This is a genomic window from Pseudonocardia sp. ICBG1293 (assembly GCF_020131355.1).
Classification (GTDB): Bacteria; Actinomycetota; Actinomycetes; order Mycobacteriales; family Pseudonocardiaceae; genus Pseudonocardia.
In genome coordinates this window covers 209,307-224,544 of the sequence record NZ_JAHLEL010000006.1, presented here as the reverse complement: position 1 = coordinate 224,544, position 15,238 = coordinate 209,307, and the positions used below count along the sequence as shown (strand labels likewise).

The 15,238-nt window shown below is 74.1% G+C and carries 11 protein-coding genes and 2 pseudogenes; 8 read left to right on the top strand and 5 right to left on the bottom strand.

The window, feature by feature from the left end:
- Window positions 1-11: 11 nt before the first annotated feature.
- Complete coding sequence (locus KPF47_RS01670) at window positions 12-1,790, bottom strand: hypothetical protein (protein ID WP_224386422.1); 1,779 nt, start codon at window positions 1,788-1,790, stop codon at window positions 12-14.
- Window positions 1,791-2,147: 357 nt separating this feature from the next.
- Here KPF47_RS01670 and KPF47_RS01665 point away from each other — a divergent pair, with 357 nt between their 5' ends.
- The 8 genes from KPF47_RS01665 to KPF47_RS01630 all read left to right on the top strand — a co-directional run bounded on the left by KPF47_RS01665 (window position 2,148) and on the right by KPF47_RS01630 (window position 12,001).
- On the top strand, window positions 2,148-3,161 hold the full coding sequence (locus KPF47_RS01665) for a tetratricopeptide repeat protein (RefSeq protein WP_224386421.1): 1,014 nt from the start codon (window positions 2,148-2,150) through the stop codon (window positions 3,159-3,161).
- 116 nt (window positions 3,162-3,277) lie between these two features.
- The gene (locus tag KPF47_RS01660; protein WP_224386788.1) at window positions 3,278-4,015 is read left to right on the top strand and encodes an SDR family NAD(P)-dependent oxidoreductase; all 738 of its coding nucleotides are present in this window, start codon (window positions 3,278-3,280) and stop codon (window positions 4,013-4,015) included.
- A gap of 23 nt (window positions 4,016-4,038) precedes the next feature.
- Window positions 4,039-4,845 carry an enoyl-CoA hydratase/isomerase family protein gene (locus KPF47_RS01655; RefSeq protein ID WP_224386420.1) on the top strand — a complete coding sequence of 269 codons (807 nt, stop codon included), beginning with the start codon at window positions 4,039-4,041 and terminating at the stop codon, window positions 4,843-4,845.
- 53 nt (window positions 4,846-4,898) lie between these two features.
- A complete protein-coding gene (locus KPF47_RS01650) occupies window positions 4,899-7,760 on the top strand; it encodes an FAD-binding and (Fe-S)-binding domain-containing protein (protein ID WP_224386419.1) in 2,862 nt (953 codons plus the stop codon).
- Window positions 7,761-7,880: 120 nt separating this feature from the next.
- A complete protein-coding gene (locus tag KPF47_RS01645; protein WP_224386418.1) occupies window positions 7,881-8,285 on the top strand; it encodes a hypothetical protein in 405 nt (134 codons plus the stop codon).
- A gap of 147 nt (window positions 8,286-8,432) precedes the next feature.
- Window positions 8,433-9,962, top strand: a complete 1,530-nt coding sequence (locus KPF47_RS01640; RefSeq protein ID WP_224386417.1) for an APC family permease — start codon at window positions 8,433-8,435, stop codon at window positions 9,960-9,962.
- A 48-nt stretch (window positions 9,963-10,010) separates the two neighbouring features.
- Window positions 10,011-10,709 (top strand): response regulator transcription factor, encoded by a 699-nt coding sequence (locus tag KPF47_RS01635; protein ID WP_224386416.1) that lies wholly within the window; start codon window positions 10,011-10,013, stop codon window positions 10,707-10,709.
- Window positions 10,706-12,001, top strand: coding sequence for a HAMP domain-containing sensor histidine kinase (locus KPF47_RS01630; protein WP_224386415.1), 1,296 nt, complete (start codon window positions 10,706-10,708; stop codon window positions 11,999-12,001). The genes KPF47_RS01635 and KPF47_RS01630 overlap by 4 nt, the downstream gene beginning before the upstream one ends.
- A gap of 148 nt (window positions 12,002-12,149) precedes the next feature.
- Here the strand turns inward: KPF47_RS01630 and KPF47_RS01625 are convergent, their stop codons facing one another.
- From KPF47_RS01625 to KPF47_RS01610, 4 genes and pseudogenes are all read right to left on the bottom strand, one after another.
- Entirely contained in the window at window positions 12,150-12,992 is an 843-nt protein-coding gene (locus KPF47_RS01625) for an IS5 family transposase (protein WP_224386276.1), read from the bottom strand.
- A gap of 260 nt (window positions 12,993-13,252) precedes the next feature.
- A pseudogene (locus KPF47_RS01620) lies at window positions 13,253-13,813 on the bottom strand (transposase); the annotation flags it as partial.
- The gene (locus tag KPF47_RS01615) at window positions 13,814-14,878 is read right to left on the bottom strand and encodes an IS630 family transposase (protein ID WP_255658826.1); all 1,065 of its coding nucleotides are present in this window, start codon (window positions 14,876-14,878) and stop codon (window positions 13,814-13,816) included.
- Window positions 14,879-14,941: 63 nt separating this feature from the next.
- Window positions 14,942-15,235: pseudogene (locus KPF47_RS01610) on the bottom strand (transposase); the annotation flags it as partial.
- Window positions 15,236-15,238 lie beyond the last annotated feature (3 nt).

The window sequence follows — 15,238 nt, the reverse complement described above, 5'->3', positions numbered from 1 at the left end:
GCGTCACGCGGTCAGGACCCCGCGGGTGCGGGCGGGGCCGTCGGATCCCCGGCGGTCCCGGTGGCGCCGGCGGACGGCGGTGCACCGGTCGCCGGGCCGGGGTCCGCTCCGTCGCCGCCCCCGTCGGGGGCGTCGTCCCCGCCGCCCGCCCCGGGCGAGGGTGTCGTGCCACCGCCCGGCCCGTCGCCCGCCCCGGGCGCGGGGTCCCCGGTGGGTCCGGCCCCGGGGCCGGTGCCACCGTCGGGGGGCTGCCCCGCGCCGGACCCACCACCGGGGTCCGCCGGTGCCGTTCCCGGTGTACCCGGACCGCCCGGGGACGTGCCGCCGGGTGAGGTGCCGGGTACGCCCGGTGCCCCGCTCCCGGTCGGCGCACCGGGGGTACCCGGTGCGGTCCCGCGTCCGCCGGGTGCCGGTGCGTCGGGTCCGCCCGGTACCGGCTGCGGACCCGACGAGGGCGCGCCGCGACCCGCCGGTGCGGACCCGGCGCCCGGCGCGGGGCGCGACGCCGCGGGTGCGGCGGGATCGGCACGACCCGGGCGCACACCCGGGTCCGGGCGGGACCCGGCGCCCGGGTCGGGATCGGCGCGGGTCTGCTCCGGCGACACGGCTCCGTCGCCGCGAGGGGGGTCCGCCGGTCCGGGCGGACGACCGGGTACGGGGACCAGGGGCCGCTGGTCCGCCGGTAGACCGCCGCCGACCCCGTCCGGGCGGGTCACGGCCGTGGGGTCGGTCGCGGCGGGCCAGCCCGCGCCGTCGCTCTGCCGGGCGACGAGGGCGACCGCGCCCGCAGCCGCGCCCGCCGCCGCCAGCAGCGACCCGACGAGCACCACGGCGGTGAGCCGTGGCGCCGGGCGCGGGGCGACCGCGGGCGCCCCGCGCAGGGTCGGGTCGGGACCGGTCGTGGGCGGCCGGGGCGGGCCGGCCGGGGCGGCTCCCCGCGCCGCAGCGGGACCGGCCTCCGGCGGTTCGGGCAGGTCGCGCACGGCGGGGTCGTCGGGATCCGGCGCCTGGGCGCACAGTCGGTCGGCGACGCTGTCCGGGGCCGCGCCGACCGGAGCCGCGCTGTCCGGGGCCGCGCCGACCGGGACTGCGCCGACCGAGGCCGCGCTGTCCGGGGCCGGGCTGTCCGAAGCCGCGCTGTCCGGAGGCGCACTCTGCAGGGGCGCGCTCCGCGGGACGACACTCTCCGGGACCGGCTTCTCCGGGCCGGTGACCTCCGGGACGGCGCTCTCCGGGACGGCGCTCTCCGGGACCGCGCTCTCCGGGACCGCGGTCGGCCCGGCAGCGACCGGCGCCGCCGGGGCCGCCGTGGCAGCGCCCGCCCCGTCCGGTACCACGGCGTCCGCCCCCGCAGGGGCCGGATCGTCCCCGGCCGCGCCCGGCGCCCGCGGGGCCGGGGCGGCGGAGGTCGCGGCGGCGCCCGGGCGGGCCGGAGCCGGGTCGGTGGACACACCGACGCCGGCCGCCGGACGGTCCGGCGCCGGGTCGGCGGCATCCGGCGCAGCGACACCCGACGCCGTCGCACCCGGAGCGGTGGCACCCGCGCCGAACTCCTCGATCCCCGGCAGGCCGGGGTCGTCCCCGACCGGGACAGTGGACGGGCCCACCCCCAGGAACGGCGCGGACCGCCGCAGCGGCGGTCGTGGAGGTGGCGGCCGCGACGGTCGGCGCGCCGACCGGTCCGTCCGCTCACCGGTGGCGGGATCGGCGCCGGTGTCCGGCCGCCCCACCGCCCCGGCGTCGTCCGCGACCCCACCCTCGGTGTGGCCGGCGTCCCCCTGCCCCGACACGAGGCCCCCTCTCCGCACGGCGTGCGCGCGATTGTCGAGGTCCCGGGGGCCGCGCTCCAGCCGCGCGCCCCACGTGCACCCGTCCGGGCACCCGGACCGCACGGCCGGGTGAGCCGCCACCCGGACTTGCCCGACGCCCGGCGACCACAAGCCGCACCCCGGACGAGGACGCCACCGGGCACGCCGCCCGGGAACGATGGGTCCACCCCTTGCCACGCACTGTGATCGAGAAGGGTGGCCTTGGCCTCGGATGCCTCAGGACCGCGCGCGGTACCGGCGGTTACAGGTACGTTCAGTGACGATCATGTGGGCCGTCCGGGTGAGTTGCGGCCGGTCGACGAGCGAGGAGGAGGCCAGGTGTCCGTGGCCGATCGGAGAGTGACCGTCCCGCACCACCAGGCGGGCCGGTCGACGACCACCGACCCCCTGCGCGCCGCCCTGCGCGACCGCCACGACCGCGCCGCGACCGACGTCCGCGCCGCGGGCCGCGCCGGTGACATGCCCGCTCTGCTGGACGCGACCCGGCGGGTGCAGCAGGTCCTCGCCGCCGCCCGGCGCGACCTCGGCCCCGACGACGCCGACACGCTGGTCGCCGAGGGGAGTCTCGCGGTCGCGCTGCTGCTGGGCTACGACCGGACCGGGGGTCTGGAGATCGCCACCCGCAACCTCTCCGCCCGCGAGGCGTTGCTGGGGCCGGACCACCCGGCGTCGCTCGCGGCCGCCGACACGGTGGCGGCGGCCCACCGGGTGAGCGGGGATCCGGAGGAGGCCGTCCGACGGCACGAGGACGTCATCACCCGGCGCGCACGGGTGCTCGGGGGGACCCACCCCTGCACGATCGCGTCCCGGGCCGCGCTGGCTCTGGCCCGTGCGGACACCGGGGACCCGCGCGGCGCGGCCGGGCTGCTCGCCGCGACGCTCACCGACGCCGAGCGGGCGCTGGGCGCCGGCCACCCGGTGACCGGCGACGTGCGGGAGCTGCTCGCCGACTGCCGCGCCGCAGCCGAGGCCACGTCCGCGGCGCCGTCCACCACGCCGTCCGCGGCGCCGTCCACCACACCGTCCACGACGGAGCCCGGCGAGGGGTCCGTCATCGGCCACGGCGAGGGCTCCGGCGCGGAGCCCACCGCCGGCCCTGCCGGAGAGCCCCTCGACCCGGCCGAGCCGCCCACGGGCGTCCTGCCGCGGATGCGACCGCCGTCGGAGGGGAGCGAGCCGCCGACCGGTCTGCTCCCCCGGACGCGTCGTCCGGACCGGGTGGCCGGGGCCGAGCCCCCGACCGGGGTCCTCCCCCGCACGCCCGACCCGCGCGAGCAGACCCAGCCGCTGTTCTTCGACCGGCCCTCCGGGCCGCTGCCCGTGGTGCGCTGACGCGGCGGCGCCACCGCTCCCCCGCCGGAGATTGACCATGGGCGCCGGGGTCGTCATGGTGGGAGGGGTCCGACACCGGTGTCGGCGACCAGGAGGTGGACCGACCCGTGGGCAGGATGGACGACCGGACGGTGCTCGTCACCGGTGCCGGGCGCGGCATCGGCCGCGCCACCGCACTGCGGCTCGCCGGGGAGGGCGCCCGGGTCGCGGTGACCGACCTCGACGGTGACACCGCCGCCGCGACCGCCGCGGAGCTGGGCGGGGCCGGGACCGCGTACGCCCTCGACGTCGCCGACCCCGACGCCGTCCGCGACACCGTCGAGCGGGTCCGCGGCGACCTCGGCCGGATCGACGTGCTGATCAACAACGCCGGCTGGGACAAGGTCGGCGCGTTCGTCGACTCCGACCCGGCCGACTGGGACCGGATCGTGCGGATCAACCTGTTCGGGGTGCTGCATACCGCGCACGCCGTCGTCCCGCACCTGATCGCGCAGGGCTCCGGGACGGTGGTGAACCTCGCCTCCGAGGCCGGCCGGGTCGGATCCAGCGGCGAGGCGGTCTACTCCGCCGCCAAGGGCGGGGTCATCGCGTTCACCAAGACCCTCGCGCGCGAGGTCGCCCGGCACGGCGTCAACGTCAACTGCGTGTGCCCCGGCCCCACCGACACCGCGCTGTTCGCCGACGTCGTCGACGGCAACGACCGCCTGCGCGACGCCCTGGTCAGGGCGATCCCGTTCCGCCGGCTGGCCAGCCCCGAGGACGTCGCCGCGACCGTCGCCTTCCTCGCCTCCCCCGACGCCGACTACCTGACCGGGCAGACCGTCAGCGTCAGCGGCGGCCTGTCCATGCTCTGACCGCAGTCCCCCGGGAGGACCCCATGACCCTCGACCCGAGCACCTACACACAGCTGCGGTTCGAGCGCCGCGACGACGGCGTCCTGCTCATCACCATCGACAACCCGGCGAAGTACAACACCGCCGACGAGGTCCTGCACGGGGAGCTCGCCCGGGTCTGGCGGGACGTGTCCGCCGACGCCGCCACCCGGGTGGCGGTGATCACCGGGGCCGGGAAGGCGTTCTCCGCGGGCGGCGACCTCGGCATGGTCGAGCGGATGGCCGGCGACCACGACCGCGTCGCGCACATGCTCAAGGAGATGTCCGAGCTCGTCTGGAACATCGTCGACTGCGAGAAGCCCGTGGTCTCGGCGATCAACGGGGTCGCGGTCGGCGCCGGGGTCGTCGTCGCCCTGCTGGCCGACATCGCGATCGCCGCCGAGGACGCGAAGCTGGGCGACGGCCACGTGAAGCTCGGTGTCGCCGCCGGGGACCACGCCGCGGTCATCTGGCCGCTGCTCGCCGGGATGGCGAAGGCCCGCTACTACCTGCTGACCGGCGAGATGGTCACCGGCGCCGAGGCCGAACGGCTCGGGATGGTGGCGAAGGCGGTGCCGCGCGAGCAGGTCCTCGACGAGGCGCTGCGGGTCGCGCACGCCCTGGGCACCGGCTCCCAGCAGGCCATCCGGCTCACCAAACGGGCACTGAACTCGTGGCTGCACACCGCGGGACCGACCTTCGAGCAGTCCGCCGCCTACGAGATGCTGACCTTCATGGGGCCCGACGTCGTGGAGGGCGCGGCGGCGCTGCGCGAGCGGCGTCCCCCGAACTTCCCCTCGGCACGGAGCTGACCCTGGGGCAGGGTGGGTGCACGCGCGTCCCACCACACGCCAGGAGCACCACCGTGACCCTCACCGGATCCCCCGCCCAGACCCCGGTCACCGACCCGGCGGGCCGCCCGGCCGTGCACGCCCTGCACGACCGGCTCGCCGCCGCGGTGCGGCCGGCCGCCGTCGCCACCCGGGCGATCGACCGGCTGCGGATGGCGCACGACGCGTCCCACTTCGCCCGCACCCCGGCGGCGGTGGTCACGGTGTCCGGCGCCGCCGAGGTCGCCGCGCTGTTCCGGGCGGCGGGCGGGGTGCCGGTGACGTTCCGCTCCGGCGGGACGAGCCTGTCCGGGCAGGCCGTCACCGACGGGATCCTCGTCGACGTCCGCCGGCACTTCCGCGACGTCGAGATCCTGGACGACGGTGCCCGGGTGCGGGTCGGTCCCGGCGCGACGGTGCGCTCGGTCAACACCCGTCTCGCCCGGCACGGCCGGATGCTCGGCCCGGACCCGGCCAGCGAGGTCGCCTGCACCCTGGGCGGGGTCGTCGCGAACAACTCCTCCGGCATGGCCTGCGGCACCGCCGCGAACAGCTACGCGCTGCTGGACTCGGTCGTGCTCGTCCTGCCCTCGGGCACCACACTGGACACCGGAGCGCCCGGTGCCGACGACGAGCTGCGCGCCCGCGAGCCCGCGCTGTGGGCGGGCCTGGCCCGGATCCGGGACCGGCTCCGCGGCGACGCGGCGCTGCGCACCGGGCTCGAGCGCCAGTTCTCCCTGAAGAACACCATGGGCTACGGCCTGAACTCCTTCCTCGACCACCACGACCCGGTGCAGATCCTGGCCCGGCTGCTCGTCGGCTCCGAGGGGACGCTGGCCTTCCTCGCCTCGATCACCATGCGCACCGTCCCGGTGCTCGCCCACACCCGCACCGGGCTGCTGGTCTTCGACGACCTCGCCGCCGCCAACCGCGCCCTGCCCGGCCTGGTCGACTCCGGCGCCGCGACCATCGAACTGCTCGATGCCACCTCGTTGCGGGTCGGGCAGGGCGATGGGGCTGCGGTCGACGCCGTCCCCTTCCTCGGTTCGCTGACCGTCGACCAGCACGCCGCGTTCCTCGTGGAGTACCGCGGCCACTCCGCCGACGAGGTCACCCAGCTCGCCGGGGACGCCTCCGGGCTGATCTCCGGGCTGCCGCTGCGGGGCCCGCGGGAGCTGTCCGCGGACCCGGTCGCCAAGGCCGGTCTGTGGACGCTGCGCAAGGCGCTCTACGCCAAGGTCGCCGGCGCACGTCCCCCGGGCACCGCGGCCCTGCTGGAGGACGTCGCCGTCCCCGTCCCGGACCTGCTCGCGACCTGCGAGGGCCTGATCGCGCTGTTCGCGAAGCACGACTACGACCACGCCGTGATCTTCGGCCACGCCAAGGACGGCAACGTCCACTTCATGCTCACCGAGGACCTCGACGACTCGGGCACGGCGGGCGGCCGGGACCGCTTCGGCCGGTTCACCGACGACATGGTCGACCTCGTGCTGGCCCACGGCGGGACGCTGAAGGCCGAGCACGGCACCGGCCGGATGATGTCGCCGTTCGTCCGCCGTCAGTACGGCGACGAGCTCTACGAGGTGATGCGGGAGGTCAAGCGGCTGTGCGACCCGCAGGGCATCCTCTCCCCCGGTGTCGTCCTCGACGACGACCCGACCGCGCACCTCGCCGGTCTCAAGTCCGCCCCGGCCGTCGAGTCCGAGGTGGACCGCTGCGTGGAGTGCGGGTTCTGCGAGCCGGTCTGCCCCAGCCGTGACCTGACCACCACCCCGCGGCAGCGGATCGTGCTGCGCCGGGAGATGGCCGCCGCCCGGGCCGCGGGCGACCACGCCCTGCTCGCGGAGCTGGAGGCCGACTACGCCTACGACGGTGTCGACACCTGCGCCGTCGACGGCATGTGCGGCACCACCTGCCCCGTCCTGACCAACACCGGTGACCTGGTGCGACGACTGCGCGGCGAACGCGACCACGGCGTCGCGGACGCGGGCTGGACCCTCGCGGCGAAGCACTGGGGCGCCACCACCCGGGCCGCCGGGCTGGCCCTCACCCTCGCGCGGGCGGTGCCCGGCGCCGCACCCGTCTCGGCCGCGCTGCGCCGGGTCGCCGACCCCGAGCAGGTCCCGCAGTGGAGCCCCGACCTGCCCCGCGGCGGCGGGCGGCGGATCCCCGACGGCCTGGTGTCCACCGACGCCGACCTGGTGCTGTTCTCCTCCTGTACCGGGGCGATGTTCGGGTCGGCGGGCCCCGGGGCGGGCGAGGCGTTCGCCCGGCTCTGCGCCCGGGCGGGCCTGCGGGTGAGCGCACCCGCAGGCCTCGGCTCGCTGTGCTGCGGCACGCCGTGGAAGTCCAAGGGGCTCACCGACGGCGCCGCCGCCATGGCGCAGCGGGTCCTGCCCGCGCTGTGGACGACGACCCGCGCCGGGGCGGTCCCGGTGGTGTCCGACGCGTCGTCGTGCACCGAGGGGCTGCGGGTGATGATCGCGTCCGGCCCACAGCGCTACCGCGGTCTGCGGGTCCTCGACGTCGTCGAGTTCACCGCCGACCGGATCCTGCCCGCGCTCACCGTCACCGACCGGCTCGCCCGGCTGGTGCTGCACCCGACCTGCTCGGCCACCCAGCTCGGCCTGCTCGACCCGCTGCGCCGCCTCGCCGGGGCCGTCGCCGACGACGTCGTCGTCCCCGACTCGTGGGGCTGCTGCGGGTTCGCCGGGGACCGCGGGATGCTGCACCCCGAGCTGACCGCGGCGGCCACCGCCCCGCAGGCGTGGGAGCTCGCCGGGATCGACGCCGACGCCCACGTCTCCTGCAACCGGACCTGCGAGCTCGGCATGAGCCGCGCCACGGGCCGTGACTACGAGCACGTCCTGGAGGTGCTCGAACGGGTGACGAGATGAACTGTTTTCGTGATTTCGGCGCATCTTTTTCGGTCAAGTCCTTGTTTGATCCCCCCGGGACCGGGGATGAATGTCTGTGATGCGCGTTCCGTCGGGATGGCGCGCACCCGGAGGGAGTTCATGACCGTGACCGTGGTGACCGGTGGGCCCGCGGCGAACGCCGTGATGGCGATCGTCCGGATCGAGGCGCCGGTGGGCGTCGAGGCCGACGTCGTGGAGGCCGAGCTGACCCGGGCCCTGCACACACACCGCAAGCGCCCGATGACCGTCGAGCTGTCGCTGGCCGACGGCACCGGTCCCTGGCCGCGCCGGGGACCGGCCCGGTACGCCTTCGTCGCCGTCCTGACCATGTCCGGGCACTCCGAGCCGGAGCGGCTGGCCGCCCGCATCGAGAAGACCGCCCGCAAGGCGATCCGGCGTCGCTTCGGCCGCCCCGCCACCGCGGAGGTCCGCACCGAGATCAGCGGTGCCGAGGCCGGCGCGTACTGGTTCAGCGTCCGGGGGACGCCGCCCCGCCAGTTCTGACCCGGTGGGTCGGGGGCGTGAGACGCGACACCGCCGTTTCCGTTCGGGCCCGTCCGTCCCGCATCCTGTGTGCCGCCACCGGCCGGGGCGGGAGCCGACGAGACGGGGAACGACCGTGCTGAACCACCTCACCGCCGAGATCGGCGGTTGACCGCCGCCGCACCGCCTCCCCTGGTGGAGGCAGGGCCGAAGGGGCTCCGCACCGGAGCACTGGGCCTGTGGGGCAACACCGTCATCGGCCTCGGCGCCACGGCGCCGGCTTACAGCCTGGCCGCCACGCTCGGCTACGTCGTCCTCGCCGTCGGTGAGAAGGCTCCGGCGATGTTCCTGGTCGCGTTCGTGCCGATGCTCTTCGTCGCCGTCGCCTACCGCGAGCTGAACCGCGCCGTCCCCGACTGCGGGACGACGTTCACCTGGGGCACCAAGGCCTTCGGGCCGTGGGTCGGCTGGATGGGCGGCTGGGGCGTGGCGGTGTCGGCGATCATCGTCCTGGCCAACGTCGCCGAGATCGCCGCCGTCTACACCCTGCGGGCGGTCGGGTTGACCGCCGCCGCGGAGAACACGCTGGTCAAGGTCGGCGTGGGGGTGCTGTTCATCCTGGTCATGACCTGGATCAGCCATCGCGGGATCGTGCTGTCCGAGCGGTTCCAGAACGCGCTGATCGTCTTCCAGATCGTGGTGCTCGCCGTGCTGGCCGCCGGTGCGCTGTGGCTGGTGTACTCCGGTGACGCCGGACCGCAGGCCGTGCTGCCGAGCTGGAGCTGGTTCGACCCGACCGGGATCTCCGGCTCCGCCGCGGCGCAGGCGCTGATCCTGTGCATCTTCGTGTACTGGGGCTGGGACGCCTGCCTGGCCGTCGGGGAGGAGACCCGTGGATCGACGAGTACCCCGGGCCGGGCCGCGCTGCTCGCCACGGTGATCCTGCTGGCGATCTACGTCGTCGTCGCCGTCGCGGTGGCGTCCTACGCCGGGTTCGGCGCGACCGGGATCGGGCTGGCCAACCCCGAGCACTCCGAGGACGTGCTCACCCTGCTCGGGGCCCCGATGGGCGGCACGGTCCTCACCGCGGTGCTGCTGCTGACCGTCGCGGTCTCGGCGGCGTCGTCGACCCAGACGACGATCCTGCCCACCGCGCGCGGGGCGCTGGCGATGGCCGTGTACGGGGCGGTCCCCCGCCGCTTCGGCAGCGTCCACCCCCGCTTCGCGACGCCCGGGTTCGCCACCGTCGTCATGGGACTCTCGGCGGTGGTGTTCTACCTGGTGCTGGGGCTGGTGAGCTCCGACGCGCTGCTCGACACCGTCGCCTCCCTCGGCCTGGCCGTGGCGTTCTACTACGGCATCACGGCCTTCACCTGCGTGTGGTACTTCCGGCGCACCCTGCTCCGCTCGCCGCGCGACCTGCTGCTGCGCGGGCTGGTGCCGCTGCTCGGCGGCGTGGTGATGGTGTGGGCGTTCGTGCAGAGCTCGGTCGACATGCTCGACCCCGGGTACGGCGAGACGACGTTCGGCCCGGGCGGCGGGGTGTTCGTGATCGGGGTCGGCATGATCGTGCTCGGCGTGCCGCTGATGCTGGCCTGCGCGGTGCGGCTGCGACCGTTCTTCCGCGGCGAGACCCTCGACGAGCACACCCCGGTGCTCGTCCCGGAGACCGGCGAACCGCCCTACGGCGGCTCCTGACCGGGCACGGGGTGCGCCGGCCCGGCCGGGTGGACGATGATCGGGGCGGTGAACGCCCGCATCCTGCTCGTCGAGGACGACCGCACGATCGGTGACGTCCTGCGCGGGAGCCTGGGCGGGCACGGCTACGACGTCCGGTGGGAGCAGGCGGGCGGGGCGGCGCTGGCCGCGGCCGAGCACACCCCGTTCGACCTGGTCCTGCTCGACCTGGGCCTGCCCGACCTCGACGGCGTCGAGGTGTGCCGGCGGCTGCGCGCGCTGCGCCCGGACGCGGTGCTCGTCGTGCTGACCGCCCGCACCGCGGAGATGGACGTGGTGCTGGGCCTGGAGGCCGGCGCCGACGACTACCTCACCAAGCCGGTGCGCCTGACCGAGCTGCTCGCCCGGATCCGGGCCCACCTGCGCCGGGCCGGCGGCGACCGGGCCGGGGACGTGCTGGAGGTCGGCGACCTGCGCGTCGACACCGGGGCGCGCCGGGCCACCGTCGCCGGGCGGGAGCTGGGGCTGCGCACCCGCGAGTTCGACCTGCTCGCCCGGCTCGCGACCGACCCCGGCAGCGCGCTCAGCCGCGAGGTGCTGATGACCGACGTGTGGGACGCGCACTGGTTCGGCTCCACCAAGACCCTCGACGTGCACGTGGCCGCGGTGCGCCGCCACCTCGCCGGCCACGACGGCCCCCGGGTCCCGGTGATCACCACGCTGCGCGGCCACGGGTACCGCCTGGAGCTGCCCGGGGAGCCGGGGTGAGGCGCCGCATCGTGCGCCTCACCCTGGTCGCGGTCGGGGTGACCCTGGTGCTGTTCGGCGTCCCGCTCGCCGCCGGGCTGGAGCGCTACACCGTCGCCCAGCAGCGTGAGTCGCTGCAGCGGATCGCGGACTTCGCCGCCCGCTCGGTCTACGACGACGTCGTCCACGACCGGGTACCGGCCCGGCTGCCCGACGGTCGCGACGACGACACCGCCGTCGCGCTCTACGACGAGGACGGTGACCGCACCACCGGCGACGGCCCCCCGGAGGGCGACGAGGGCGTCGACCGGGTCCTGGACCGCGGGCTGTCCTCCTCCCCGCCCGGGCAGCTCGTGGCCGTCTCCCCGGTGACCGACGGCGACGACGTCGTCGGGGTGGTGCGCGCGGCCCGGCCCGCCTCGGCGGTGTGGTCGTCGCTGCTGCCCCTCTACGTCGGCATGGTCGCCCTGGCCGGACTGGTCCTGGTCGCGGTGTGGGCGCTCGCGATGCGCCTGGCCGGGCACCTGACGGCGCCGCTGGAGTCGATGGCCCGCGACGCCGCCCGGCTCGGCGAGGGCGACTTCGGGGTCCGGCCCGCCCCCACCGGGATCGGGGAGCTCGACCGTGTCGGGTCCGCACTCGGGCACACCGCGGGCCGGCTCGACGACCTGCTGGCCCGCGAGCGGGCGTTCTCCGCCGAGGCCTCGCACCAGCTGCGGACCCCGCTGGCCGGGCTGCGGCTGCGGCTGGAGTCCGCCCTCGACGACCCGGCGCTGCTGCGTCCCGCGACGGTCGAGGACGGGCTGGCCTCGGTCGACCGGCTGGAGCGCACCATCGACGAGCTCCTGCTGCTCGCCCGCGAACGCAGCCGCGACACGGTGCCGGTCGACCTCGCCCGGCTCTTCGACGAGGCGAGTGCCGAGTGGGGTGACCGGCTGGCTCGCGCGGGGCGGACGTTCTCGGTGTCCCGCGACGGCGCCCTGCCCGACCCGCCCGCCGCCGCGGCGGCGGTCCGCCAGATCGTCGCCGCGCTGCTCGACAACGCGCTGCAGCACGGGATCGGGGCGGTCACGCTGACCGCCCGGGAGGCGGGGCCGGACGCCGTCGCCGTGGACGTCGGCGACGAGGGACCCGGGGTGGCCGAGGAGGACCTGTCGGGGCGCGAGGGCCGTCGCGGCCTCGGTGTCGCGCTCGCCCGGCGGCTCGCCGAGGCCGAGGGCGGCCGGCTCACCGCCCGCCGCGCCCCGTCGGTGGTCACGTTGCTGCTGCCGCTCGGACCGGTCCGGGACGGCCGATCCCTTACCTCCTCCTAAGAGGTCATTTCAGAACGAGGTCGACGTGTCTGTTGTAGACGACAAGCGGCTATCTGACCTGCCGTTTGATCTGTCGTCGAGGGGTCAATGGAAACTCGACAAGTCGTTCTGAAACGACCTCTAAGAGGTCGCGCGGATTGGTTGGTGATCATGGACGTCGTGCAGGTCGGGCGTTCCAGCGGTGTGTGGTCCAGGCCTGCCGAATCAAGCTACGGAGTGTGACGATCGTGTCGGCGAGGTCGAAGAACGCGTCGACGACGATTTCTCGTCGTTCGTAGCAGCGCTGCAGCCGGTTGAAGCTGTTGTGCCAAGCGTTGGTCCGCTCGACGTGCCAGCGGCGGGTGGCCTGGATCGGCGCTTTCTCACCCTTGTGCGCGATCTCGCCGTGCAGGCCTCGTTCGGCCAGCGTGTCGCGGGTCTTGCCGGAGTCATAGCCGGCGTCGAGGTGCACGGTGATGTCGTCGGGCAGCGGGCCGAGAGCATCGAGGCGGTCGAGGGTGGGGCCCAGTAGCGGGGAGTCGTGCCGGTTGGCTCCGGCCAGGACTCGGCCCAGCGGGATGCCGTATCCCTCGACGAGCACCGAACGTTTCATACCCTGTTTGCGCCGGTCCACCGGCGACGGACCGGCGACCTCGCCGCCGCCGGGGGCCTTGGTGATGGCGCCATCGACGGCGATGTCGTGCAGCAGCAGACCGACGATGCGGTCGTAGGCGTCCAGGACGATCCGACGCAGCTGGGCGAAGACCCCGAGCCTGATCCACTCGTCACGACGATCGCGGATGGTGGTCGCCGAGCAGGTGCTGTCAGCGATGCCCTCATACGAGCAGCCGAACCGCAGTACCTGCAGGAGCTTGTCGAACACGATCCGATCCGCGATCCGGCGGCGATGGCAGCCCAGCGGATGGGTGGGATCGAACTCGTCTCGATGAGGCAGCAGCGCGGTGAACTGGTCCCACAACGGCTCGGTCAGCCATGATGGCAGGGTGGGCACGCGGCCTCCAGACGATCACGAAGCGTAGATAACTTCATGATCGGCAGGCCCGTACCCGCCCTCGCCCCCAGACACTCGACCGCGGCCAAGCTGTGACCAATCCGCGCGACCTCTAAGAGGTCATTTCAGAACGAGGTCGACGTGTCTGTTGTAGACGACAAGCGGCTATCTGACCTGCCGTTTGATCTGTCGTCGAGGGGTCAATGGAAACTCGACAAGTCGTTCTGAAACGACCTCTAAGAGCGTCCGGCGATTGATGGTTATCGGAGTCGACGGGTCGTGGGTCGGGTTGTCCAGCGGTAGCGGCTGCGGGCACGGTTGATCAGCCGGCGGATCACGGTGAGCGCGGCGGCGAGGTCGAGGTAGAACTCGACGATGATCTTCCGGCGATCGGTGAACCGGCGCAGCTTGCCGTAGCCGTTCATCCAGGAATGGGTGCGCTCGACCGGCCACCGCATACCGACCTGGATCGGGGCGGGCCGGCCCTTGGTGGCGATCTGTGCGTCGAACCCGAGTCGTTCGAGCAGATCGCGGGTCTTGCCTGAGTCATAGCCCCGGTCCAGGTGCAGGCACGGTCGCTCGGGCAGCGGCCCGATCATGTCGTAGATCCCGATCAGGGTCGGTTTCAGCAACGGCGAGTCGTGGTCATTGGCGCGGGCGCTGATCAGGTGCAGCGGGATCCCCGCACCGTCGCAGACCACGGAGCGTTTGGTGCCCTGTTTGCCCCGGTCGACCGGGTTACAGCCGGCGACCTCGCCACCGCAGGGAGCCTTGGTGATCGCTCCGTCGGCAGACAGATCGTCGAGGTCGAGACCGATCATCTAGTGTCGCGTAAACGATGTTCTTTGACCGGGTCGGCAGTGGTTGAGTAGGTGGTCTGCGGGTTTGGTCCAGATGAACGGGTGGCAGCGTTCGTTCCAGCCGTCGATGAACCGGCCGATCGCGCCGATCAGTTCTCTGACGCTGCCGAAGCTGCCACGGCGAATGGCCTGGCGGGTGATGACCCCGAAAAAGACCTCGACCATGTTCAGCCACGATCCCGAGGTCGGGGTGAAGTGCAGGGTGATCCGCGGGTTGCGGGCCAGCCAGGCCTTCACTGCGGGGTGCTTGTGGGTCGCGTAGTTGTCCACCACCAGGTGCAGCTTGCGCCGCGGGTAGGCCTTCGCGACCTGCTTGAGGAACCGCAGGAACTCCTGATGGCGATGCCGCGGCAGGCACGCCTGCTCGACCCGCCCGGTCGCGACCTCTAACGCCGCGAACAGCGTGGTGGTGCCGTGACGGACGTAGTCATGCGTCCGTTTCTCCGGGATACCGGGCATGATCGGCAGGATCGGCGCTGTCCGGTCCAGGGCCTGGACCTGGGATTTCTCGTCGACGCAGAGCACGACGGCCTTGTCCGGCGGGTTCAGATACAACCCGACGATGTCGCGGACCTTGGCTTCGAGCTCGGGATCGGTGGAGAACTTGAACGTCTCGGACTTCCACGGCTGCAGCCCCCACCGCCGCCAAATCTTGCCGATCCACACGTGGGAGATCCCGAGCTCGGCACCGAGCAGCCGTGACGACCAGTGCGTGACTCCGAGCCGCTCAGGCGGCGGTTCCAGCGTGGCGAGCACGACCGCGACCTCGTCGATCACCGGCGGCCGGCCCGCCTTGGGCCGGTCGGCCAGCCCGGCGATCCCCTCAGCGGCGTAACGCTTCTTCCACCCGATCACCGTCGCCTTCGACGCCCCGACCAGTGTGACGATGTCCTTGACCGCCACCCCGTCCGCGGCCAGCAACACGATCCTGCCCCGTCGGGCCAGTCCCGCCGAAACCGACGAGGAACGCAGCCAGGACTCCAGCACCTCGCGGTCGGCGGCCGGAACGTCCACGGTCACAGTCAACGGCACAGCTCATGATCCCGTAAACCAGCCCGTGAGTAAAGTAACCTAGTTACCGCAACACTAGTCATAGCCGGCCAGCGCGGCCCGAAGGACCTGCTCCCCGACGCCGGCGGCGGCCCACTGGGCGAGACGGCGGCGGATCGTGCGGTCCGAGCAGCCGGGGGTGGCAATGCGTTCGTAGCCGCTGCCGTGCACCAACGCCGCGAGCACGTGCTCGAACACCAGGCGGTCGGGGATACGGCGGCGGTGACATCCCCACGGATGGGCCGGGTCGAACTCCGGGCGCCGCTCTGCCTCGATCAGGGCAGCGAACTCGACCCAGAGGGGGTCGATCAGCGATTCTGGCAATAGAGGCACGGA

What these genes read in the sequence shown, in the direction of transcription:
- KPF47_RS01660 (WP_224386788.1), top strand. Translation starts at nt 3,278, where the DNA reads ATGGACGACCGGACGGTGCTCGTCACCGGTGCCGGGCGCGGCATCGGC.
- KPF47_RS01655 (WP_224386420.1), top strand. Translation starts at nt 4,039, where the DNA reads ATGACCCTCGACCCGAGCACCTACACACAGCTGCGGTTCGAGCGCCGC.
- KPF47_RS01645 (WP_224386418.1), top strand. Translation starts at nt 7,881, where the DNA reads ATGACCGTGACCGTGGTGACCGGTGGGCCCGCGGCGAACGCCGTGATG.